20 protein-coding genes are annotated in these 24685 nt (G+C 48.8%); 7 read left to right on the top strand and 13 right to left on the bottom strand.

The window, feature by feature from the left end:
- Positions 1-131: 131 nt before the first annotated feature.
- The 4 genes from NH568_RS21195 to rlmD form a co-directional block, all read right to left on the bottom strand.
- Positions 132-1766: a CTP synthase gene (locus NH568_RS21195; protein WP_054017337.1), complete on the bottom strand. Its 1635-nt coding sequence runs from the start codon at positions 1764-1766 to the stop codon at positions 132-134.
- Positions 1767-1869: 103 nt separating this feature from the next.
- Positions 1870-2670, bottom strand: coding sequence for a nucleoside triphosphate pyrophosphohydrolase (gene mazG / locus NH568_RS21190; RefSeq protein WP_253050647.1), 801 nt, complete (start codon positions 2668-2670; stop codon positions 1870-1872).
- Between the two features lie 2 nt (positions 2671-2672).
- The gene (gene relA, locus NH568_RS21185; protein WP_253050645.1) at positions 2673-4829 is read right to left on the bottom strand and encodes a GTP diphosphokinase; all 2157 of its coding nucleotides are present in this window, start codon (positions 4827-4829) and stop codon (positions 2673-2675) included.
- Positions 4830-4833: 4 nt separating this feature from the next.
- Entirely contained in the window at positions 4834-6159 is a 1326-nt protein-coding gene (rlmD, locus tag NH568_RS21180; RefSeq protein ID WP_253050643.1) for a 23S rRNA (uracil(1939)-C(5))-methyltransferase RlmD, read from the bottom strand.
- 82 nt (positions 6160-6241) lie between these two features.
- On the opposite strand from rlmD, the gene barA reads away from it, so the two are divergent.
- On the top strand, positions 6242-9019 hold the full coding sequence (gene barA, locus NH568_RS21175; RefSeq protein WP_253050639.1) for a two-component sensor histidine kinase BarA: 2778 nt from the start codon (positions 6242-6244) through the stop codon (positions 9017-9019).
- A gap of 99 nt (positions 9020-9118) precedes the next feature.
- On the opposite strand, the gene NH568_RS21170 is transcribed toward barA, so the two are convergent.
- The 8 genes from NH568_RS21170 to pspA all read right to left on the bottom strand — a co-directional run bounded on the left by NH568_RS21170 (position 9119) and on the right by pspA (position 15810).
- Positions 9119-9463, bottom strand: coding sequence for a 4a-hydroxytetrahydrobiopterin dehydratase (locus NH568_RS21170; RefSeq protein WP_010386740.1), 345 nt, complete (start codon positions 9461-9463; stop codon positions 9119-9121).
- Between the two features lie 10 nt (positions 9464-9473).
- A complete protein-coding gene (phhA, locus tag NH568_RS21165) occupies positions 9474-10271 on the bottom strand; it encodes a phenylalanine 4-monooxygenase (protein ID WP_253050637.1) in 798 nt (265 codons plus the stop codon).
- A gap of 213 nt (positions 10272-10484) precedes the next feature.
- The gene (locus NH568_RS21160) at positions 10485-11663 is read right to left on the bottom strand and encodes an aminotransferase class I/II-fold pyridoxal phosphate-dependent enzyme (protein WP_253050635.1); all 1179 of its coding nucleotides are present in this window, start codon (positions 11661-11663) and stop codon (positions 10485-10487) included.
- A gap of 201 nt (positions 11664-11864) precedes the next feature.
- A complete protein-coding gene (locus NH568_RS21155) occupies positions 11865-12941 on the bottom strand; it encodes a TIGR01620 family protein (RefSeq protein WP_253050633.1) in 1077 nt (358 codons plus the stop codon).
- Positions 12938-14344 (bottom strand): YcjX family protein, encoded by a 1407-nt coding sequence (locus NH568_RS21150; protein WP_253050631.1) that lies wholly within the window; start codon positions 14342-14344, stop codon positions 12938-12940. The genes NH568_RS21155 and NH568_RS21150 overlap by 4 nt, the downstream gene beginning before the upstream one ends.
- A gap of 84 nt (positions 14345-14428) precedes the next feature.
- Positions 14429-14845, bottom strand: a complete 417-nt coding sequence (gene pspC / locus NH568_RS21145; RefSeq protein WP_253050629.1) for an envelope stress response membrane protein PspC — start codon at positions 14843-14845, stop codon at positions 14429-14431.
- On the bottom strand, positions 14842-15075 hold the full coding sequence (gene pspB, locus NH568_RS21140; protein ID WP_010386732.1) for an envelope stress response membrane protein PspB: 234 nt from the start codon (positions 15073-15075) through the stop codon (positions 14842-14844). The genes pspC and pspB overlap by 4 nt, the downstream gene beginning before the upstream one ends.
- A gap of 75 nt (positions 15076-15150) precedes the next feature.
- A complete protein-coding gene (gene pspA, locus NH568_RS21135; protein ID WP_253050627.1) occupies positions 15151-15810 on the bottom strand; it encodes a phage shock protein PspA in 660 nt (219 codons plus the stop codon).
- A 181-nt stretch (positions 15811-15991) separates the two neighbouring features.
- On the opposite strand from pspA, the gene pspF reads away from it, so the two are divergent.
- From pspF to NH568_RS21105, 6 genes are all read left to right on the top strand, one after another.
- On the top strand, positions 15992-17056 hold the full coding sequence (gene pspF, locus NH568_RS21130; RefSeq protein ID WP_253050625.1) for a phage shock protein operon transcriptional activator: 1065 nt from the start codon (positions 15992-15994) through the stop codon (positions 17054-17056).
- Positions 17057-17157: 101 nt separating this feature from the next.
- Positions 17158-18738, top strand: coding sequence for an ABC transporter substrate-binding protein (locus NH568_RS21125; RefSeq protein WP_253050714.1), 1581 nt, complete (start codon positions 17158-17160; stop codon positions 18736-18738).
- A gap of 2 nt (positions 18739-18740) precedes the next feature.
- Positions 18741-19775, top strand: a complete 1035-nt coding sequence (locus NH568_RS21120; protein ID WP_253050623.1) for an ABC transporter permease subunit — start codon at positions 18741-18743, stop codon at positions 19773-19775.
- On the top strand, positions 19762-20655 hold the full coding sequence (locus NH568_RS21115) for an ABC transporter permease subunit (RefSeq protein WP_253050621.1): 894 nt from the start codon (positions 19762-19764) through the stop codon (positions 20653-20655). Before NH568_RS21120 ends, NH568_RS21115 begins: the two co-directional genes overlap by 14 nt.
- Positions 20655-21662 (top strand): oligopeptide/dipeptide ABC transporter ATP-binding protein, encoded by a 1008-nt coding sequence (locus tag NH568_RS21110; protein ID WP_253050619.1) that lies wholly within the window; start codon positions 20655-20657, stop codon positions 21660-21662. The genes NH568_RS21115 and NH568_RS21110 overlap by 1 nt, the downstream gene beginning before the upstream one ends.
- Positions 21647-22408: an ATP-binding cassette domain-containing protein gene (locus NH568_RS21105; RefSeq protein WP_253050617.1), complete on the top strand. Its 762-nt coding sequence runs from the start codon at positions 21647-21649 to the stop codon at positions 22406-22408. Before NH568_RS21110 ends, NH568_RS21105 begins: the two co-directional genes overlap by 16 nt.
- A 74-nt stretch (positions 22409-22482) precedes the next feature.
- On the opposite strand, the gene NH568_RS21100 is transcribed toward NH568_RS21105, so the two are convergent.
- Entirely contained in the window at positions 22483-24396 is a 1914-nt protein-coding gene (locus NH568_RS21100) for a SurA N-terminal domain-containing protein (RefSeq protein WP_253050615.1), read from the bottom strand.
- Positions 24397-24685 lie beyond the last annotated feature (289 nt).

Raw genomic sequence — 24685 nt, 5'->3', positions numbered from 1 at the left:
TCCCAAAGTGGTGAGTGTGTTGTGTGTCTGCTTTCGCATTGCTATATACCCGCTTGTTGCAGTTACATAGCAATACGCTGTGTTATTACGGTGATTAAAAAAGCCGTGCACTGAGGCACGGCTTTTCATTATTAAGAGTCAGCTTTTTGATAGCTGAACGCAGCTGCAACGAACCCTTCAAATAGAGGGTGGCCGTCACGTGGCGTTGAAGTAAACTCAGGGTGGAACTGAGCCGCAATAAACCAGGGGTGATCTTTATTTTCGATGATCTCAACCAGTTTTTTGTCTTCCGACAGGCCAGTGAATGCAAGACCTGCCTGCTCAAGGCGCTCAACGTAGTGGTTGTTTACCTCATAGCGGTGACGGTGACGTTCGGTGATCTCAGCATTACCGTATACGTCGCGTACTTTTGAGCCTTCTTTAAGATGACACAACTGAGCGCCCAGGCGCATCGTACCACCCAGGTCTGACTCTTCAGTACGGGTCTCAACGTTACCATCAGCATCTAACCACTCGGTGATCAGACCAACTACCGGATGAGGTGATTTAGCATCGAACTCTGTTGAGTTAGCGCCTTCCAGACCCGCCACGTTACGTGCATATTCAATCAAAGCAACCTGCATACCTAGACAGATACCCAGATAAGGCACTTTGTTTTCACGAGCATATTTGGCCGCCAAAATCTTACCTTCAACACCCCGGTTACCAAAGCCGCCCGGTACCAAAATGGCATCCAGATGGTCAAGCAGTTCAGTGCCTTTGCTCTCGATATCCTGTGAATCGACATACTCGATGTTTACAGTCACTCGATTCTTCAGACCTGCGTGCTTAAGCGCTTCGTTCACTGACTTGTAGGCGTCCGGCAATTCAATGTATTTACCAACCATACCAATGGTCACTTCACCCGTCGGGTTTGATTCCTGATATAGCACCTGTTCCCATTCAGACAAGTCTGCTTCCGGTACATCCAGGTAGAAACGACGACAAACCAGGTCATCCAGTTCCTGTGATTTAAGCAGTGCCGGGATTTTGTAGATGCTGTCTACATCCTGCAATGAGATTACAGCTTTCTCTTCCACATTTGTGAACAGCGCAATCTTGGCGCGCTCATTAGCAGGCAGCTTGCAGTTTGAACGACACACCAGGATATCAGGCTGAATACCAATTGAACGCAGCTCTTTCACTGAATGCTGAGTTGGCTTGGTTTTTACTTCGCCCGCAGCGCCCAGGAAAGGCACTAAGGTCAGGTGCATAAATAAGGCATGTTCACGGCCCAGCTCTGTACCCAGCTGTCGGATGGCTTCAAGGAAAGGCTGTGACTCAATGTCACCCACAGTACCACCGATTTCAACGATAGCGATATCATGGCCTTCAGCACCTTCCAGTACACGACGTTTAATGTCGTTCGTGATGTGTGGGATCACCTGAATGGTCGCGCCCAGGTATTCACCTTTACGCTCGCGACGCAGTACATCTTCAAAAACACGACCCTGCGTGAAGTTGTTGCGGCTGGTCATTTTGGTACGGATGAAACGCTCGTAGTGACCTAGGTCCAGATCAGTTTCTGCGCCGTCTTCCGTTACAAAGACTTCACCATGTTGGATCGGGCTCATTGTGCCAGGGTCAACATTGATATAAGGATCCAGCTTAAGGATAGTGACGTTTAAACCACGCGCTTCTAATATCGCAGCCAATGAAGCAGCTGCAATACCTTTACCCAAGGAGGAAACAACTCCGCCCGTTACGAAGATAAATTTTGTACTCATGCGAACCCTAGAATATCAGGAAAAATGGAATTTAAATAAGAATCAAGACGGGGCAATAGTATAGCAAAAGCGCAAGGGGCAATCCAGCGAAATATCACCCCCTTTAATTATTCTCACCTGAACGCTGACGTCGCTTAACTTCTTCCCAGGCGTCATCCATTTGCGCCAGACTTGCCTCGGATAAGGCAATCCCCTGCTCTGTCAGAATGCCTTCAATTGCACTAAAACGGGCAGTAAATTTGTCACTGGCACGGCGCAATAACTGCTCCGGGTCGCGTTTAACATGGCGCGCCACATTCACGGTGGCAAACAATAAATCACCCAGCTCTTCGGCACTGTGGTCAGAATAAGGGTCCTGGCTGAGTGCTTCACTGACCTCCGTCACTTCCTCAGCTACTTTGTCCAATGCGCCCTGATAGGTGGGCCAGTCAAATCCTAAAGAGGCAGCGCGCTTTTGAATTTTTGCAGCGCGAGACAAGGCGGGCAGATTTAAAGGTACATCATCGCCAAAGCGGACCGGCTTTGCACTGCGCTCCTTATCTTTGATGGCCTGCCACTGCGCATTTAATTCAGCATCGCTCAAAGTGCTATCCGGTGTCTCAAAGACATGAGGGTGGCGGCGTACCAGTTTGTCGTTGAGGCCTTTCACTATGTCGTCAAACTCAAAAAGCCCGGCTTCTTTGCCCAACTGAGCATAAAAAATCACCTGAAACAGCAAATCGCCCAGTTCATCTTTAAGCCCGGCAAAGTCTCGCTGCTCTATGCTGTCGGCCACTTCATAGGCTTCTTCCAGTGTATGCGGCACTATGGTTTCAAAGGTTTGCTGTTGATCCCAGGCGCAGCCCTTTTGCGGGTCGCGCAGGGTCGCCATAATTTCAAGTAGTTGCTGCAATGAGGCACTCATACTCAGTGTTGTCTCCTGGCTTCAAACACGCCTTCTATTTGCATCAGTTTAGTCAGTAAGCGGTTCATGGCAGACAAATCACCCACTTCCAGTTTCATAGTGAAAATGGCAATGTGCTTATCATCCTGAGTATTAACGTTCATATTCATCACATTAAGCTTTTCATTGGCCAGTACCGAGCTGATATCACGGATCAGACCATGACGGTCATTGGCTTCGATGTGTAAGGTGACCGCATAACTGGCACGTACTTCATCTGACCAGCTAACCGCAATTTCCCGCTCCGGATGCTGCTCGCATATATGCGCAAAGGAATCACAGTCAGCGCGATGCACGGCAATGCCCCGCCCTTGGGTAATATAACCAACAATCTCATCACCAGGGACAGGCTGACAACATTTGGCTACATGGCTCATCAGGTTACCAACGCCTTCGACCACAATGCCATTGCTATCGCCTTTGTGCTTTTTCGGCGTGCTCATTTTAAGCTTAGGTATAGGGTCTGGCTTGTCCTGAACATAATTCAGGAACTGATTAATACGGATATCACCTGCCCCAATGGCCACCATTAAATCGTCGAGCTCTTTAAAGTTAAAGCGCTCAATAGCTGAATCCAGGTCTTTGTATGTTAAATCCAGCTTTTGCAAGTGGCCATCGAGGATCTCTTTACCAGCCTGCAGGTTTTTATCTCTGTCTTGTTGCTTAAACCAATGATGGATCTTGCTGCGCGCTCTGGATGAGTGCACATAACCCAGCGATGGGCTGAGCCAGTCTCGACTTGGTGAGGGGTTTTTCTGGGTCAGTATCTCAACCTGATCGCCGGTTGATAACTTATGGGTAAAGGGCACGATTTTGCCAAATACCTTAGCACCGATGCAGCGATGGCCAACATTGGAATGAATGTAGTAGGCAAAATCCAGTGGCGTTGCACCCAATGGCAAGTCAAAAATATCGCCTTTGGGTGTAAAAACATACACCCGGTCTTCTACAACCTGGTTTTTGAGTTCTTCGGCCAGCTCGCTACCATCAACGACCTCTTCTTGCCATTGCAGCAGTTTTCTCAGCCAGCTGATCTTTTGTTCATATCCCGAACCACGGCCCGGCAAAGCCCCTTCTTTATACATCCAGTGTGCCGCCACGCCCAGCTCAGCATCCTGGTGCATTGCCTGGGTACGGATCTGGATCTCAACGGTTTTGCCTTCAGGACCAAATACCACAGTATGGATAGACTGATAACCGTTCTGCTTTGGTGTGGCAACGTAGTCGTCAAATTCTTTATGCAGATGACGCCAGTTGGTGTGCACTATGCCCAGCGCGCCATAGCAGTCCTGAATTTCATTGACCACCACCCGCATCGCGCGGATATCAAAGAGCTGATCGAATTCATAATTCTTCTGCATCATTTTTTTGTAGATGCTGTAAATGTGTTTGGGTCGACCATACACTTCAGCCTCAATGCCCGCTTCCTTAAGCTTACTCTGGACCAGGTCGACCATATTGGTCATATAGGCTTCACGATCAAGACGTTTATCCGACAGCTGCTTGGCGATGCTCTTATAGGTTTTCGGGTGTAAATAGCGAAATGAGAGATCTTCTAGCTCCCACTTAAGCTGTCCGATCCCGAGGCGGTTCGCCAGTGGCGCAAAAATGTTGGCCGTGGCTTTAGCTGCCACCACCCGCTCTTCCTCAGAGGCATTTTTAACGGCCCGCAGATAACAGATCTGCTCTGCCAGCTTGATCACCACAGCACGTACATCTTCCACCATGGCCAATAACATACGCCGGATTTTGTCTATTTGCAGGCTGCCTTTGCCCTGATGTGCCAGGGTGCTGATTGAGGCCATCTGCTCAACCCCTCTGAGCAATAAGGCAACATTTTCGCCTTGTGCTTGTTCTATCGCATCTATTTCAACCTGGCCGGATAAAAAGTAGGGCGTCAGGAATGCGCCGGCCAGTGACTCTGAATCGAAATTCAGTTCCGCCAGGATCTCTACCATCTCTATGGCTTTGGCCAGGGTCGTTGTCGCTTCCTCTTCCGGACACAAGGCATAGACCTGATCCAGCCTGTCTCGCTTTTCCTGCGATAAGTTGAGCAGTGCAAGCCGGGCATGAAAGTCTGCCGGAAGACCGGATTGATGAGACTGGCGAGTCGCAACCATATGACTACCTCCTTTGAAACAACGCCATGGTTTCTATATGTCCAGTGTGTGGGAACATATTCATTAAACACACTTTATCGACCACAAAGCCAGCTTCCAGTAACAGCGCTGCATCTCTGGCCATAGTCACCGGATCGCAGGACACATATAAAACCTGTTTAAATTGCGTCAATGGCAACTGACGTAATATCTCATATGCCCCGGTACGTGAAGGGTCCAGTACTAATACATCCAGCGACGAGTGAAACCAGTCGGCTTCAGTCAGTGGCTGGGTGAGGTCGAACTGATGAAAGCTAACCGTATCGATGTTGTTAGTGTGCGCATTTTGGCGTGCCATTGCAACCGAGGCTGCGACCCCTTCGACTGCGACCACTTCGTTTGCATGTTTTGCCAGCAATAAAGAGAAATTGCCAATTCCACAGAACAGGTCCAATACTTGTTCGTCGCCAGTAAGTTCAAGCCACTCTAACGCCCTGTGAAGCATTTGCTCATTGATATCGCGGTTAACCTGAATAAAATTATCGAGTTTAAACTCAAACGTCACCCCGGCACTTTCATAGGCAGGTAATAACGCATACTCAGGCTGCGACTTTCCATCATCCCAGACAAACTCCCAGTTCCGAGCAGCAAGGCGCTCTGCAAATTGTGCTTTCACCTGAGCGCTGATTGAACGGGTATGACGCAACAACACAAATGCACCATTATCCGCTGCACAAAACTGAATATGACTGACACTACGCAGCTCCGGATGCGCATTTAAACTCTGACGCAATGCCTCAAAGCCACCAGCAAAGACATCGACCATGACCGCGCAGTGATCAACTTCTACAATCTTCTTTGACCCGGCAGCACGAAATCCCAGTTTGAGCTGGTGATTTTGTTTGTCATAGATGCAGGCAATGCGCCCGGCGCGGCGATAATGACGCTCAGGCCCTGTCAGTGCGGGTAGCCAGGGCAACTCATTTGCTTTGGCGAATTTGTCAAATAAGGCCGACACCGCCTGCTGTTTGTGCACCAGCTGAGCACTGGCATTCAGGTGTTGTAATGAACAGCCACCACATTGCTGATAGTATTCACAAAACGCCGTAACCCGCTCCTCACTCGGCTCAAGCACTTTCATGGTATGCGCTTCGAAAACACGACTTTTTTGTGCCTTGATACGTGCTTTAACCCGCTCTGAGGCCAGTGCGCCGTCCACAAAGCCGACTTTACCCTGATGCCTGCACACCCCCCGCCCCTGATGATCCAGCGAGTCGATTGTCAGCTCAACTGTTTCTGCTTGTTTACTGCGTTGTTTAGAAGATTTTCCAGCACGAAATATTTGTGCCATATTGCCGCCCCTATAAGATTGCTAAACACCTGTTAACTCGATACTCTAGGACTCAGACTACTTACTGTTTTACATCCAATTTATGTCTAAATTGAGTTTGCGCGACAGCGTATTAGTGTTGACCCTGATCCCAACGGTGTTAATCGGCCTGGTACTTGGCGGCTATTTTACTATAAATCGCTACGTTGAGCTTGAACAAATCCTCAAGCAACAAGGCACCAGCCTGGCCAATACCCTGGCAATGACGGTGGAGCAGCCGCTGGCAGAACGAGATAAAGCCAGGTTACATAGGGTGATCACCACCACCCACAATCAACATGGCAACTTCGTCAATAGCATCGCGCTGTTCAATGAAGACAATCAACTGCTGCTAACCAGTAATTATCACAACGATTTTGACCAACTGCATTATCGCGGCAACGTGACAGAGTTACACGCCACAGAAATAGTGCAGTATCTCGACAGGTACATCATTTTTGCACCGGTTAAGCTACAGCAACAACCCGCCGCTGACTGGCAAAATGCCCACACTCGCACCACCGCAGTACTCATGATTGAGCTCAGTAAAGACCAGGCTATCATTGGTCAGCAGCAAGCCCTGTTGTTTAGTGGTGCCATCATTATGGTGGCCTTGTTGCTCAGTGCCTTTGTGTCGACCCGACTCAGCCGGATGTTCTCCACCCCCCTGTCTCATCTGTTACTGGCAACAGATAAACTGCTTGAGGGCAAAACTAAAATTGGCGTAGATCAGCCCATGCAAGGGGAGTTTGACTTGCTCCGTGAAGGGTTGATCACCATTAGCGAAAAAATGGTGCTGCAGCGGGATGAAATGCAAAAACACATAGATCAGGCCACCTGCGATTACCGTGAAACCCTGGAGCAGTATGAAACTCAGAACATTCAGCTGAACATTGCCAAAAAAGAAGCGCAGGTTGCCAACCGGGTTAAATCAGACTTCCTGGCCAAAATGAGTCATGAATTAAGAACCCCGCTTAACGGCGTGATTGGTTTCACCCGCCAGCTCTACAAAACCCCACTCAACAAACACCAAAAAGACTATCTGGATACCATAGAGTTATCTGCCAACAGTTTGTTGACCATTATCAGTGACATACTAGATTTCTCTAAACTCGAAGCCGGTGCCATGGAGCTTGAAAGTATTCAATTCCAGCTCAGGGATGCAGTAAATGAAGTCATGACTCTGCTTGCCCCCAGTGCTTATGAGAAGCAACTGGAGCTGTCGATTGCCATTAATCGACAGGTCCCGGATAATCTGGTTGGTGACCCCACACGCTTTAAGCAGGTGCTGATCAACCTGATCAGCAATGCCATCAAGTTCACCGAAAAAGGCTCAGTCAAAGTCGACATCAGCCACCGCCTCAAAGGAGATAGCCAGACATCGCTCCTGATCTCTGTCAGTGATACCGGGCTGGGCATTGCGCAGGAAAAGCAGGACACTCTATTTACCCCGTTTGCTCAGGCTGATTCCAGCATTACCCGCAAATTCGGCGGCACAGGACTTGGCTTAATCATCACTAAACATATTGTCGAAGCCATGAGTGGCCGCATCACGCTGAACTCTGCGCCGGGCAATGGTTCGTGCTTTACCTTTAACGCCATTTTTAATCTGCCAAGCCGATTGTTCGACGACGACCTGCCAACCAAACCTCTGGAAAACAAGCGGGTGCTTTACTTTGAGCCACAAGAACACACCCGCAATGCCGTTCAGGCTCAGCTTGAGGATTGGGCAATGCAGGTGACTTGCTGTAAAAATGAAGAAGCATTCTTCGAAGCTCTGGAGCAGGAGTTTAAATATGACATTTGCCTGATCGGGAATATGGCAACGGTGGACGATATGCAAACCGTGAAGGCCTACATTACACAGGCCAGAGAAATGGCGGATTATCTGTATCTGATGGTTAATACCATTTCTCATAATATGCGCGAATCTTTAATCGGTAGCGGTGCCGATGCCTGTATCAGTAAACCCATGCACCACCGTAAACTGTGCGATATGCTGGCAGCGCCTTATCGTTTAGATCACCCTAGCGTGTCGATTGACGACACTGACTTAGCACACCTGCCGCTCAAGGTGCTGATCGCCGACGATAATGACGCTAATTTGAAGCTACTTTATACGTTGCTCGAAGAGCAGGTCGATACCATAGATACCGCTCACAATGGCGCGCAAGCAGTGAGTTTATGTAAATCGCAAAAATATGACCTGATCTTTATGGATATTCAGATGCCTATCATGGATGGCATCACCGCATGCAGAACCATTAAAGAATCTTCCTTAAATGATGATACTCCTATCATTGCAGTGACGGCGCACGCACTCACAGGTGAAAAAGAGCAATTGATAAAGGATGGTTTTAACGGTTACATGACTAAACCCATAGATGAAGATATGCTGCGTCAGATCATTTGCGACCACAGTCCTTCATTGCCTCCAGAAAAGCAAAAGGTACAACAACCTCAAGTCGCCAGCATAGCCCCGTTTGAGAGTCACTTACTGGACTGGGAATTGGCGCTTCAGCGCGCTGGTAATAAACCAGAACTGGCTCTGGAGATGTTGGATATGTTGTTACAAAGTGTGCCGGAGACACTTGGTCAGTTGACTGAATCGGCGCAGCAGGAAGACACTCAGACCCTGCTGACCGTGATCCACAAGTTCCATGGTGCCTGCTGCTATACAGGTGTACCGACGCTTAAAAACCTGGCCGAAACCCTGGAGACCGCCTTAAAACAGTCACGCGATTTTGATTATATAGAGCCGGAGTTGCTCGAATTAATTGATGAGCTGCAACATCTGGAGCGGGACGCACAGGTTCTGCCCGGGCCAACATTGACCCACTAGCTCACAAGCATGTCGACCTGTAAATGTCTTTATCGGGAATGAATAGACACTAAAAAAGGCGCTGACGCGCCTTTTTTGTTTTAGCATGAAATTTTATGCTTATAGTGCTGCAAAGATCTCGTCAGTTTTCGCTGCACAGATGAAGTCATTTTTGTGCAGACCTTTGATAGAGTGGCTCCACCAAGTTACTGTTACTTTGCCCCACTCAGTCAACAGACCTGGGTGGTGACCTTCATCTTCCGCCATATCACCTACTTTATTGGTAAATGCGATGGCTTGCTTGAAGTTCTTAAACTTGTAAACACGCTCAAGCTGCATAATGCCATCACGTACTTCTGGCACCCAATCCGGGATCAGCTTGATCAATTCAGCTAATTCGGCATCTGACACTTTAGGCGCATCCGCACGACACGCTTCACATTTTTGTGCACTTAAATCAGACATCAATAAATCCTTAACTTGCTAGTTTGTTTTTAGGTGGGAACTTAGGTTCAAACAGACCCAGTTCTTTGGCCTTACGTACCTGCGCCATAATATCCATTTGTGAGATATCAAACAAATCGTCAATGGCGTTAATGGTGTAGTACAAAGGCTGCATAATATCAATTCGGTATGGTGTACGAAGCACGTCAAGTACTTCTAACGGGTTGATCTCTGGCTCACCGCTGTAAACATACTGAGTTTCACCCGGGCTTGATAAGATCCCGCCGCCATAAATGCGCAGACCATCTTTGGTTTGCATCAGACCAAACTCAACGGTAAACCAGTACAAACGGGCCAGGTATACGCGGTCTTTTTTCTCTGCAGCATAGCCCAGCTGACCGTACTTATGCGTAAACTCCGCAAATGCCGGGTTGGTCAGCATCGCACAGTGGCCAAAAATTTCGTGGAAAATATCCGGCTCCTGCAGGTAATCAAATTCCTCGCGACTGCGGATAAAGGTTGCAACCGGGAACTGCTTGTTAGCAAGCAGGCGGAAAAACTCATCAAAGTCGATCAACGCAGGTACTGGCGCGACCTGCCAGCCCGTTTCACGCTCCAGTACCTCGTTCAGCTCATGTAACTGAGGGATACGGTCGTGCGGTAAATTGATTTTTTGCAGGCCTTCGAGATACTCATCACACGCTTTGCCTTTGATGCACTCAAGCTGTCTGGCAACCAGTTCAGACCAGATCTGATTTTCTTCTTTTGACCATTCGATCAGGCCCTGCTCATTGGGCTGTTTAGACGTGTATTTACTCGATTTAGCCATAGTAACCTTCTTGGTAGTGCGTCGCATCTGAACAAAAACAACGCGTCAAAGTGTTATCCGGATACTATGTAAAAGTGAGGAAAAGTTTAATAGCCAGGCCTGAAATCGGCCCGGCCAGAAAGGTCAATTTTGTATATATTAATTTACGCAACTGACCACCAAAAAGCACACCCTATACAAATCAACCCCCACAGGGATGCCAAGTGTAAACCTTTATATACACAGAAACGCTTTTTCCAGGTCTTCGATGATATCTTCGACAGCCTCAAGTCCGACAGAAATGCGGATCAGGCCATCCGAGATCCCCGCAGCCTGACGCTCTTCAGGCGTGTAAGGAGAGTGCGTCATAGATGCAGGATGTTGGATCAGTGTTTCCGGATCGCCCAAACTCACCGCCAGGGTGCACAATTCAGTCGCATTGATGAACTTTTCACCTTCACTGACCCCACCTTTGATTTCAAAAGCAATCACCCCCCCGGCGCCCTTCATCTGCTCGCCAAGGAAACGGTAGCCAGGGTGAGATGGCAAACCAGGGTAGTAAACGGTGTCGACCTTCGGATGATTATCGAGAAACTCGGCCACCTTCTGCGCATTTTCACAGTGCCTTGCAACGCGCACATGTAAGGTTTTAAGCCCCCGGTTGATAAGCCAGGCATCGTGTGGGCTGATAGTTGCGCCGATGTCTTTTAGTACGGTGAGCTTGATTGTTTCTATATGCGCAGCACTGCCACAGACAATACCGGCTACGACATCACCATGGCCATTGAGGTACTTGGTCGCACTGTGGATCACGATATCGATACCAAAGTGTTTGGGCTTTTGTAGTAATGGCGTCATAAAGGTGTTGTCGACCACACTGATCAACTTGTGCTGCTGCGCAAACTGTCCCAGCATAGCTAAATCCAGTACCGTCATATTGGGATTGATCGGTGTTTCGGCAAACAACATCTTACTGTTAGGCTGCAGTGCATCGGCCAGTGCTTGCGGGTCCGTCATATCGACAAAAGTTACCTCAATGCCGAACTTAGGTAACATGTGTGCAAACAAAGCAAAGCTGCACCCATACAAGGCTTTGGATGCGATCAAATGATCGCCCTGCTGTAAAAAGCTCAGTACGGAGGCTGATACTGCGCCCATGCCTGTCGCCGTAGCGGCAGCATCTTCCATTTCTTCGAGCTGCGCCAGCTTTTCTTCCAGCTCACGGGTGGTCGGATTGCCAAGACGTGTATAGATGTAACCAGCTTCTTCGCCAGCAAAACGCGCAGCGCCTTGTGCTGCATCCTTGAATTTAAACGTCGAACTCTGATACAGAGGTGCGGTCAGGGCACCATGTGGATCATCAAAGTGGTGTGGACCATGAATACAATTGGTCTGATCATGTAACTTCTTCATTGCTTGCCTATTTTTGTTATTCGGACGAATACCAATTAGATATTCCAAGACACCGCAATGTACAAGCGTGCCGGACGCGCAGATGGCTAACCCGGGCTGGTTAAATTAACCCGGGTGTACACATAAGTTGTCAAACGGAAGAAGGGTTTAAGTCAAAACTCAGACTCTTCGGGAGCAAAAAAAAAAGTAAGTATTTACACGCTACTTTCTGGCTTTCTCATCGGACCTGTCAGTAGACTGACGGATTAACAGGTTCGCCAGTTTACGTGCCGTCTGTGATAAGTAGCCAGAAGCAGGCGCACTGGCGGGAATAGGTCGACATAAGGCCATGGCTTTGTATCCCAGTCGAGCGGTGAAAACACCTGCGCTGAGCCCCTGTGCAGAACGCGCCGACAGTTTACCCAGTAATTCTGCACCCAGGCTGGTAGCCGCCAGATCGCTCAGTAACTCACTGGCCCCGACAAAAACGATCTGCTTGAGCAGCAAACGGTACAGTTCAATGCGGCTGCGATAACCCAGTTTAATTCCGTACAACTGGCTGATCTTTTCTATCAAAACAACGCCTCTCCACAACACAGCCAGCATATCGGTGATGGCCATGGGGCTGATCGCCACCATCAAGGCTGACGTACTGGCAAACTGAGCAATGAGCGCTCGGGCGCGCTCATCTACATCCTGGAGTAAGGTTTTGTCGTACAGTGCCAGTACTTCCCTATCAGTAAAATGAGGTTGTATGGTCGCCATAAACTGGCTGACCTGCTGCTGGTCGTGTTGCTTCAGAAGTGGCTTTAACCAGGTTTGTGCCTCTCCAATTTGGTTGCTGCTCAACAACCTTTGTGCCCTGACGCGTTGCTGCTCGAGCTTTTTTAACCTGCCAAAGGCGCGGACTTCAGACCAGCCGAACTTACAAAGCACGGCCAGTGCACTCACAATCACAAACCCATATAGTGCGGCCAAAACCCAGCTGCGGTTTAGCGCATCCAGCAGGGTCAGGGTCATTTCTACCGGGATCAGAACAGCCAACCCCAGCAGCAACAGTTTGCGCCAGGTCAATCCAGATCGGGCCGGTTGTGTAACAGGCTCTATAGAAAGTAACGGCAACTGAGTATCAAAGCTTTGATCGGGCGCAGATGAAGTACTTACACTCTCCTGCTCAGGGTTTTGTTCGACGCGTCGGGCCTGTTGTTCGGCTTCAGGTGCTGTCGTTGACTGGGGAGCCTCGGGATCCGCTTCAACCTGAACTCGTCGTCCGCGATATGACTGGGCTGGCTCACTCATTGAAGTTTATCTCCCAATAAAAACTGTAATACATGATCGAGGCGGATATGCTCAATTTGTCCCTGGTAGGCCGGATAAGGCTCAAAGGACAAAAATTCATATCCCTGTTTGGGCCATTGTTGTGCACCGGGCAGATGTTCTGGCGGGATCGGAGGTAAGTAGCTGATATACTTAGATTCATCGACCGGCTTACCATAAACACAGGATAAAGTTTTCCCCTGCTCAATCACCTGCTTCGGCTGCGTGCTTTTCACCGACGAAATTGCCATAGTATCGATTTCCACGCCTGAAAATTTCAATTCGTTTTCATTGGGTAAAAGCAATGAATGCAATAGGCGCGTCAGCTTATCCTGGTCGGCCAGCGCCACGCTGTCGCATTTATTCGCTGCAAACAACACTTTATCTATGCTGGGACGAAATAGCCGTGACAAGATCCCACTTTTACCATGACGAAACATTGCCAGCGTATCACTCAATGCACTTTGCGTTTCCGTCAACGTGGTATGCCCATCGTTAAGTGCACTGAGCAAGTCCACCAGTACCAACTGGCGGTCAAAGCGGCAAAAGTGCTCACGATAAAAAGGCGTGATCACTTGCTTTTTATACGCCTCAAAGCGCTGTTCAAGGTGATGATACTGAGTCTGCTCCACAGTATTATCTGGCACGGTTAATGGGAAAAACTGTAAAATAGGCGCACCATCGAGCTCTCCGGGGATCAGCATACGCCCGGGCTGCAACTGCGCCAGCCGAGTCTGAGCCTTGAGCTGTTTTAAAACATCCGCGTAGACACTGGCCATTGCCGTCAATTCGCTTTCGTTGACTGTTGCGTGCGCATCAAACTGAGTCAGTTGCTGTAAAAAAGGCGCGCTTACCTGCGCGTAATCAGGTTGAGCCAGTCTCCTGAGCTGTTGTTCGCTCCACTGAGCAAAACTTTGATTGAGCATAGGCAAATCCATCAACCACTCACCCGGATAATCAATCAGTTCAAGATAGACGGTGTGGGTTTCGCTCAGATGCTGCCTGACGCCCTTCGCGGATCGAAATTTCAATGCCAGTGTGAGTGTATTGATCCGCTGCGTTGAGGGCGGCCAGCCGGGAGGATCAGCTAATAAATGACTTACCGCATTGTGGTATTCAAAGCTGGGAATATCCAGCGCACTTTGTGGCACCTGTTTGCAGGCTATCAGGCGCTGTTCTCGCACCACCTCCAAAAAGGGCAGGTTTTGTGCCGTAGCCTGAGTGGTTAGGTGTTTTACCAAAGCCGTGATGAAAGCGGTTTTACCGCTACCACTGAAACCAGTTACAGCCAGTTTGACATGTCTGTCCAGGCTTCGGGTAAGGGTTTTGTGGGTAGTTTGCTGTAATTTTTGCAGCGCTCTGGCAGTCAGGCCCGATACACTCATAAAGGCACACATTCCTTCTTCTGTTAGCAAAGGTGGCTGGGCTGCCGACGCCCGGGCAGCGCCCCTTTGCGAATCTGTCAGTTACTATAGTTTATTGATTTCGCGTTTTACCGTGTACTCGCTCGACGTCACATACGTTTCCATGTGCTGGATACGACCATCGAGGCGCGTTAAACGCTCTTTCAGGTCAAACAGCGCCTGGCGTGGCGGCTCGCCTTTTTGCCAAACTTTAAACTTTACCGACACCGGATCTTCGTCTTTGCTAGAGTAGTTACTGTCTGCGCCTGGCGTCTGAGCTGTCTCTGCTTTTTTATCCAGAATGAACCAACAGGCGATATAGACTACAATAAACAGTGGACCACCGGATAACAGCACCGCAGTTACAAACAGGATCCTGACCAGCCATAACTCCATATCAAAGTAGTCGCTCAACCCCGCACACACTCCGGCTAACTTGCCCCTTTTTGGGTCACGGTATAATTCTCGTCTACGTTTACTCATACTTTGCGTCTCCATTCTGGTGACTCTTGATCAAGCAGGGCCTCCAACGTTTCAACGCGTTGCGCCATTTTCTCTGCTTTATGCGCCAACTCGACCAGCTGGCGGTGCTCGTGTTCGCTCAGCCCCTGACTGACCTGCTTTTTGCTGCGATAGTGCAGGATCAACCATAGCGGTGCCACTACAATCATAAAGATGATGATCGGGGCGACTAAAATCTCTGCATCAAACATATTCCTCTCCTGTCTAACCTGGGCACGTTGTTCTTTTCATTATTGCACCTACCTTAACAGCAGGTGCAGTCAAATTCACTTGTCGGCCAATTTTTTCTTCAGTGCCGCAAGCTCGTCGTCTACTTTCTCATTCTTTTGCAGATCGGCAATTTCATCTGCCAGTGACTTTTTGCCCAAGTCGTAAGACTCAACCTGAGACTCCAGTCCGTCGATTTTGCTCTCATAGCGCTCAAAGCGATTCAGGGCATCTTCGACTTTACTGCTATCCAGTGCCTTTTTGACATCCAGGCGAGACTCAGCTGAACGCTGACGCAATACAATGGCTTTTTGCCGCGCTTTGGCATCGGCCAGTTTTTCCTGCAACGTGGTCACTTCCTGCTGCAGCTTCTCGATGTGCGACTCAACATGTGCCAGTTCCTGTGTCACGCTGTCTGCCGCATCGGTGGCTTTTTGCTTTTCCAGCAAGGCCGCACGAGCCAGATCTTCACGGTCTTTGGTCAGCGCCAGTTCGGCTTTTTGTTGCCAGTCATCCGCCTGAGAGCGTAACTGCTCAACACGACGCTCCAGCTCCTTTTTCTCTGCCAGCGTTTTGGCTGACGTCGAACGCACTTCAACCAAGGTGTCTTCCATTTCCTGAATAATCAATCGGACCATTTTTTCTGGATCTTCCGCTTTATCCAGAATCGCATTGATATTAGAATTAACAATATCAGCAAAACGTGAAAAGATTCCCATAATCTATTACCTCTTTGGTTAGTAATTTAGTTTGCTGATTAGATGTATCAATTAGCTTGCCAACTTTTCAATAAAATTAGCTTATTAGAATCAACAAGTTATAATAATAGAAAAACACTTTCGCTTCACTGTTTTTTAAAATACACTAGATGTTAGTCAAAAATACTAAGAGTTAGGCAATATGAGTCAGTTTCGCCAACAGGATAATTTGCTCGGCCAGTCGGATAGTTTCCTTGCTGTATTGGATCAGGTGTCTCAGCTTGCTCCGTTGGAAAAGCCGGTACTGATCATCGGTGAGCGTGGAACAGGTAAAGAGCTCATTGCAGCTCGGTTACACTACTTATCCGAACGATGGGATCAGAACTATGTCAAACTCAACTGCGCGGCATTGAACGAAAACCTGTTGGAAAGCGAGCTGTTTGGTCACGAAAGTGGTGCTTTCACCGGCGCCAGTAAACGACACGAAGGCCGCTTTGAGCGCGCCAACGGTGGCACACTGTTTCTTGATGAGCTAGCCAATACCTCAGCCATGGTGCAGGAAAAACTCCTGCGGGTCATAGAATATGGCGAATTTGAACGGGTTGGCGGTAAGCAAACGGTCAAAGTCGATACCCGACTTGTCTGCGCGACTAACGAAGACTTACCAACCCTCGCGGATAATGGCGAGTTTCGCCACGACTTGCTCGACCGATTAGCCTTTGACGTTATTACATTACCGCCACTGCGTGAGCGTAAAGAAGACATCCTGCTATTAGCTGAACATTTTGCGATTAACATGGCTCGCGATTTAGGCTGGTCTTTATTCAGTGGTTTTACCCGTAGCGCCACTGAAATGCTGCTCGACTATGCCTGGCCGGGCAACATTCGTGAACTTAAGAATGTGGTAGAGCGTAGTTTGTATCGTCACGGCAGCGAACAATTGGCCGTACACCAGATTGTATTCGACCCGTTTGCCAGTCCCTACAGGCCCACTCAAAGAATTAAAAAAGCCGCTGATATTCCGGCTCAGACGACTGCCGCCCCCGTGCTCATGTCAGACACGCCGCAGACCAAACCATCTGTTTCCTCATTCCCGTGCGATCTCAAATCGCTCTCCAATGAATTTGAAATCGATCTGCTGCGCAATGCGCTGGAGCATAGCCAGTTTAACCAGAAAAAAACCGCTCAGAATCTGGGGCTGACCTATCATCAGCTGCGTGGTTATCTGAAGAAGTACAACCTACTGGACTCGCAACAAGAGGCTTAGCCGTGGCTAACAGAGCAACCGATAAACCACCTCGCCAGACGCCTTGCGTCCGGCACCAGCGTCGATATCTAGCTAAACACTGGCTATTACCGATCACCGTTCTGTTAGGTACACTGCTCAGTGGTTGCAGTGACAACACTGCTCAGGCCCAACGCAAAATCCAGGGTATCGTATACTGCGCCGAAGCCAACCCGGTGTCATTTAATCCGCAAGTGACCACCACCGGCTCGACCATAGATATTATCGCTAACCAACTATATAACACGCTGATTAGTATTGATCCCCTTACCGCTGAGTTTCGCCCTGAGCTGGCAACCAGCTGGGAAATTAGTGAAGATGGCAAGCAAGTCACTTTTGCACTGCGCAAGGATGTGACCTTTCACAGCACAGATTATTTTACCCCCACTCGTACCATGAATGCGGATGATGTGGTGTTTTCATTCAGTCGCCTGTTCGATGTTTATAACCCATTTCATTTTGTGGGTGATGCAAACTACCCCTATTTTCAAAGTGTGGGCATGGATCAGCTGATCCGCCAGATAGTCAAAGTAGATGACTATACTGTGCGTTTTGAACTGTTCAGCAGTGAAAGTAGTTTTTTGTCAAACATTGCTACAGACTTTGCTGTTATCCTATCGCATGAGTATGCCATGCAGCTGGTCGCACAGGAACGCAAACAAGATTTCGATATTTTGCCTGTGGGCACCGGCCCCTACAAATATAAGGGGTTCCTGCGAGATAATCTGATCCGCTACCACAAACACTCAGGCTACTGGAAACACGACCTGGCCATGGATCAGCTGGTATATGACATCACCACCAACAATACCAGCCGTATCGCTAAAATGCTGACCAAAGAGTGTGATATCACCGCCCACCCCAGTGCCACTCAACTCGAAACGCTGGCCGCGCGCAAAGACATCCGAGTTGATAAAGCTGTCAACCTGAATGTCGGTTACTGGGCGTTTAACACTGAAAAGCCGCCCTTTGATAATGTTCTGGTCCGCAAAGCACTGGCACACAGCATCGACTTTCAAAAAATCATGAAAGCGGTATTCTATGGCAACGGGATCCAGGCACGATCGATATTACCTCCCTCATCCTGGGCCTTCCAGACTCAGGCCATGCCCAGCTATGACCCGGAACGCGCCCGAGAGTTTTTGACGCAAGCAGGCTATCCTGATGGGTTTGAAATGGATTTGTGGGCCATGCCGGTTTCTCGCATTTATAACCCGAATGCCCGAAAAATGGCCGAACTTATTCAGAGCGACCTGCGTGAAATAGGGATCCGTGCGACCATAGTTGAATACGAGTGGAACACCTTCCTGGAACGAGTTGGTCGCCACGAGCATGACAGTGTTCTGCTCGGCTGGGCTGCGGATACCCCGGATCCGGACAACTTTTTCAGTCCCTTATTAAGCTGTACGGCTACATTTAGCGGTAAAAATCCGGCGAACTGGTGTAATCCCGAGTTTGACTTATTGCTGACCCAAGCCCTCGACACCACAGATCTGCAGCAGCGTAAACAGTTTTATCAGCAAGCTCAACAAATGCTGATTGCGGAGCTACCTGTTGTGCCAATCGCTCATGGTATGCGTTTTCAGGCAAGTAGCACCAGCGTGATGGGTATAGAGCTACGCCCTTTTGGTGGTATTTCATTGGCTAACGCGAGGAAAAACTGATTATGTTTGCAGATTTTTTATTTCGTCGCCTCAGCCTGCTGCTATTTATGCTGTTTGCACTCACCGCATTTACCTTTGCGCTGAATTATCTGTTCCCGGGAGATCTGCTGACCAACTTCAGTGGTGAACTGAATGCAAACTTCAGCCAGACACAAATTTTACAGCAGAAATACCTTATCGATGACAGCCTTCTGGTCCAGTATCAAGCCTTTCTGATCCGCCTCTTTCAGGGGGACTGGGGGTTATCTTTATCTTCTGGTCAGGAAGTATTCGGCCATGTAAAACAGCTGTTTCCGGCCACCATAGAACTTTGTGTCTATGCACTGATTGTCGCACTGTGCCTTGGCATTCCAGCGGGAGTGATTGCCAGTGCTTATCACAACAAGTGGCCAGATAAAGTGATCAGTTCACTGACCTTACTTGGCTTTTCAATACCGGTCTTCTGGCTGGCACTGTTACTGATCATGATTTTTTGTCTCAGTTTTGGCTGGTTTCCTATGTCGGGTCGTATCGGTCTGCTCTACGAAATTCCGCCCGTCACGAATTTTATTTTATTGGATATCTGGTTGCATGACTTCCCTTATGGTGGCCAGGCCTTTGCAGATGCACTGCATCACCTGACGCTACCGACGGTAGTATTAGCTATGTACCCTACCACAGTGCTCGTTCGCTTTACCCGGGACTCCATGCTAACCGTACTGGAACAAAACTATATAAAAACAGCGAGAGCCAAAGGTCTTAACCGTCGGCAGTTGATCCTTGATCATGCTCTGCGTAATGCATTGCTACCGGTGATAAAACAGATAGGGCTGCAATTTAGTACGCTGATCACGCTGGCCATGGTGACAGAAGTCATTTTTTCCTGGCCGGGGATCGGTCGCTGGATGATTGAGAGTATTTATCAGCGCGACTATCCGGCTATTCAGGGCGGTCTGCTGGCAGTCTCCTTTTTTGTTATTTTCGCTAATATGCTGGCAGATGTGATCCACACCCTCCTTGACCCGCTAGCCAGGAACCAGGCCCATGGCAAAGTTTAATCTCTTTACAGAAGAGTCTAACCGCTCTCCGCTATCCCGGCTGTGGCGCAAGTTTAAAGCAAACCACCCGGCACTGGTTGGTCTGTGGCTATTTATTGCGTTGACACTGTTGGCCCTGTTAGCACCATTGTTAGCCCCATATGGTATCGATCAGCAGCATGCCGATGCCTTATTGCTCCCCCCTTCGTGGCATGATGAGGGCAATGTTAACTTTATTCTGGGGACTGATGATTTAGGCCGTGACGTCTTATCTCGCCTGATGCGCGGGGCCACTTATACCTTTGGCTTGTCCATCGTAGCAGCACTGCTAACCACTTTGTTAGGCGTTGTGCTGGGCACGCTAGCTGGGTGTAGTCAGGGCTTTAAGTCTAGCTTGCTCAATCACCTGCTGGATATCACTCTGGCCATTCCATCGCTATTGCTGGCCATCATCATTATTGCCATCTTGGGCCCCGGTCTCTTTAACACCGTGTGGGCGATTATTTTCGCACTACTCCCTCAATATATTCATTCAATTCGTAACCTGGTGGTTGAAGAACTTAATAAAGATTACATCAGTGCCTTCAGACTGGATGGCGCAAGCCGCTGGCAATTAATCATTCGTGGTGTCTTACCTAATATTTATGAACATATCGTGGTTATTTTCACTTTGGCACTGTCGACTGCGATTCTGGATATCGCGGCCCTGGGCTTTTTAAAACTCGGAGCTCAACCGCCTACCACTGAGTGGGGAGCAATGTTGGCGGAAAACCTGGGGTTGATTTATCTCGCCCCCTGGACCGTAGGCTTACCCGGCGCGCTGTTGTTTTTATCCGTGCTTGCGACTAACCTTGTCGGTGACGGGCTACGCGACGCACTGCAGGCGAGAAAGGCAGACTAATGCAATTACTTGATATCAAAAACCTCACCATAGAACTCCCCACAGACAATGGTGTTATCCGCGCCGTTGATCGGGTCAGCCTGAGTCTGAAAGAGGGTGAAGTACACGCCCTGGTGGGCGAATCTGGATCTGGCAAGAGTTTGATTGCAAAAGCCATCGTTGGGGTTTTAAATAATCGCTGGCGCATCACCGCTGACCGAATGCACTGGCAAGGGGTAGATCTGATGCGCCTGAGCCCGGAAAAACGCCGTAAGCTGGTGAGCCGGGATATTGCCATGATCTATCAGGAACCAAGCCGCAGCCTGGATCCGACCGCCAAGATTTTTGAGCAGGTGGCAGAGTCACTACCCGATACCTGTTTTAAAGGCGGCTTTTTTAGTCGCCGCAATGAACGCAAAGAAAAAGTAAAAGCCTTGCTACACAAAGTCGGGATCCGGGATCACCGTCGTGTGTCGAGCAGCTACCCTCATGAGCTTTCAGAAGGTGTCTGTCAGAAGGTGATGATTGCTATGGCCATTGCCAGAAGTCCTAAGCTTTTGATTGCAGACGAGCCGACTACAGCACTCGAAACCACGACCCGGGCGCAGGTTTTCCGTTTATTGAAAAGCCTCAACCAGCTTAAAAATATGTCAATTTTGATGATCACCCATGAGCTGGAGGAAATCGCTGACTGGTCTCATGCCATGCATGTACTTTATTGTGGCCAGATGGTCGAAGCGGGACCCACAACGAAAGTATTTTGTCACCCCTATCACCCCTATACACAAGCGCTGGTGAAATCACTGCCTGACTATGCGCACGGTATTGGCCACAAAGCATCATTCTTTGCACTTAAAGGCACTATACCACCACTACAGCACTTACCTATTGGTTGCCGGCTGGGCCCTCGTTGCCCGCAAGCACAGCGTGAGTGTGTCGTTACACCGGATCAGGTCAAGTCGCACGGTCATGCCTATGCCTGCCACTTTCCGTTGCTTCAGGAGAAGAAAAAATGCAACCCGTGTTAAAAGTGCAGTCACTTAATAAGACTTTTAACACGCGCGCCGGTCTGTTCCGAAGAAAGCGCGTCAAAGTACTTAAAGACGTTTCCTTCGCCGTTGCTCCCGGTGAAACGCTGGCGGTTATTGGGGAAACGGGGTCCGGAAAAAGTACTCTTGCCCGCGTTCTGGCTGGTGCCGAACACGCCGACTCTGGGCAGATCTTACTCAATGGTGAGATGATTGAAGATAATGGTCACCAAAACCATGACTGCCGTCATATTCGTCTTATTTTTCAGGACCCTACTCGCTCACTCAACCCCGGCCTGACCATAGGCGATATGCTGGATGACTGTCTGAGATTAAATACCCAACTGACTAAACACCAGCGTGACAAAAAAATAGTCGCTACCCTGTCTCGAGTCGGGTTGCTCTCCGAACACTATGATTATTATCCACATATGTTCAGTGGCGGACAATTACAGCGGGTCGCACTCGCCCGGGCTTTGATTCTGGATCCTAAAGTCGTGGTGCTGGATGAAGCGCTGTCTTCACTCGATCCCTCAGTACGTGCTCAAACCGTCAACCTGCTGCTGGAGTTACAACGTGATTCCGGGCTCAGCTACATTTTGATCACCCACCATCTGAGTCTGGTGCGCCATATGAGTGACAAATTGCTCGTCTTGAGTCGGGGCAAAAGCGTAGAGTATGGCCAGAGCGAGTCCATCTTTCGCGCTCCCAAATCTAAAGTCATGCAAAAGCTTCTGGCAGTTTAAACCAACTAACGCATTATTCAGACATAAAAAAACGCCGGACAATGCCGGCGTTTTTTATCCAATACTACTTTGTATTATTGAACTTCGTCGCTGAACTGAAGCGTTGGGCGAACCACATCCGCGTCAGACTCCAGTGCATTTAATAATGCCAGGAAGTTCTTATTCACGACAGACATAGTAATGTTCTGCTTCTGTTGTGGCTCAACATCACCCGTTACTTCCGTGGTCGTTACGCCCTTCAGTACCAACAGTGCCGCGTCACCGCTGTTTAGCTCAACTAACGCTGGCAGTGTCTGATCCGCCTCAGGGTGCGCCAGTTTAAACGCCTGCTGGACAATCTCAGGGGCAACTGTAAAGCTTTGTCGCTTCAATGCCACTTCGCTTTTCACTTCAGCAGACTCCACAGCAGCAATATCGCTCAGCGCTTTGCCGTCTTCCAGCTGTGCAAATAACGTTTTTGCTTTCTCTTTGATAAGCTCAGAAGCCTTTTCATTCTCAAGACGCATTTTGATCTGTGCAGTCACTTCTTCCAGCGGTTTAACTGTTGCAGGCTTGTGATCCAGCACACGCACCACAACAATGTGCTCATTACCCGCTTCTAATACTTCTGAGTTTACCCGGTCTTCGATCAGCTCAGGCGTAAAAATCGCATTGGCAATTGTCGGGTCGTTAAGCGGTGCAGGCAAGGCCATGCGCGATACCAGTTCTGTGCTTTTAAGCTCAATGTCTGCGACAGCGGCTGCATCTTCAAGGGAGTCCGCAACTTCAAAAGCGATTTCAGCGATCTGAGATTGCTTTTCATAAAAGGCATTTGCCTTAGCGGTGCTTTCCAACTCAGCACGCAAGTCCGCTGCAACATCTTCAAATGCTTTAGACTGCTGCGCCTGAAGGTCCGTCAGCTTAATGATATGGAAACCAAATTCAGTTTCAACTACCGGTGAGATATCACCGACATTTGCCAGTGCAAATGCCGCCTCTTCAAACTCTGGTTCCATCATATCACGCTCAATCCAGTCCAGATCACCGCCCACTTCGGCAGACGCAATATCATCAGACTCGGTTGATGCAAGCTCCGCAAAGTCTTTTCCACCTTGCAACTGCTGGTAAAGAGACTCCGCTTTTTGTTTCGCCGCATCTGCATCTTCTGCACTTTCAATTAGAATGTGTGCCACACGACGACGTTCTTCTTCCAGATATTGTGCCTGATTTTCTTCATAGTAGGCACGTACCTCTTCGTCAGAGATTGGCTTTTCCAATGTAATATCGCCTGACTTTAGCTCAAGATACTGCAGTGCAATCTGCTCAGGGGCCTGAAACTGCTCCTGATTGAGCTGATAGTAGTCAGAAATCTCTTCCTCAGTGACAGCAACGTCCTGCTTCACCGTGTCTTTGCTCAGCGTCAAGTAATCAATGTCCCGAGTCTGCTGTTGCAAAGCCAAGGTTTGCTTGAGTTCGTTGTCCAGCACAAAATCAGACCCTGCCACAGCTGAAACCAGTTGATTACGCGTCATTTCTTCACGCATGTATTCGCGGAATGAATCTGGTTGGAAGTTCATCTGACGGATCAACTGCAGGTATCTGTCATTGCTGAACTCACCACCAAGCTGGAAGTAAGGCAGTTCAAAAATTGCCTGCTTTACTTGATCATCGCTGACTCTGAGTCCCAGCTCAATCGCCAACTGGTTTTGTAATTCTTGTTGTACCAGGCGGTCAACGACCCCACTGCGGACCTGAGCCATGTATGCCGGATCAGCAGAGATTTGCGTAAAATACTCACCAAACTGACGTTCCAGACGTGCACGCTCGTTTTCAAAGGCACGTGAGAATTCCATTTGTGTGATCTTAACCCCATTGACTTCTGCTACGGCCTGCTCTGTGGTTTGACCTAGGTAACCACCGATCCCTGCCAACGCAAAAGACAAGATCACTACACCAAGAATAATTTTGGCTGCCAGGCCTTGTGAGCCTTCTCTAATCTTTTCTAGCATTTATTCTATCTCTTATCTAAGTCAAAGCATGTTCAGTACTTTGGGTTTATCGCATATCCAGGCCTGTTGTGCGTGTCACATCAGCACCTGTCTTGTCTCTGTACCTATTTATATGGATAAGTGCTGCGATTGCAAGCGTATTTATACGACCTGTAAGCAGGCCACTTGCACTTCGATATGATTAGCTCAGTCCAGATTGGAACAAGCCAATATACGGCATCATCCAGATGGTATAAAAAAAGCGTATCTTAACAGATACGCTTTTTATCTTGAAGCTTATCTCGCCTAA

Origin of the sequence: Pseudoalteromonas sp. XMcav2-N (assembly GCF_024124545.1) — a bacterium.
Lineage (GTDB): Bacteria > Pseudomonadota > Gammaproteobacteria > Enterobacterales > Alteromonadaceae > Pseudoalteromonas.
This window is presented reverse-complemented; position numbering and strand designations above follow the sequence as displayed.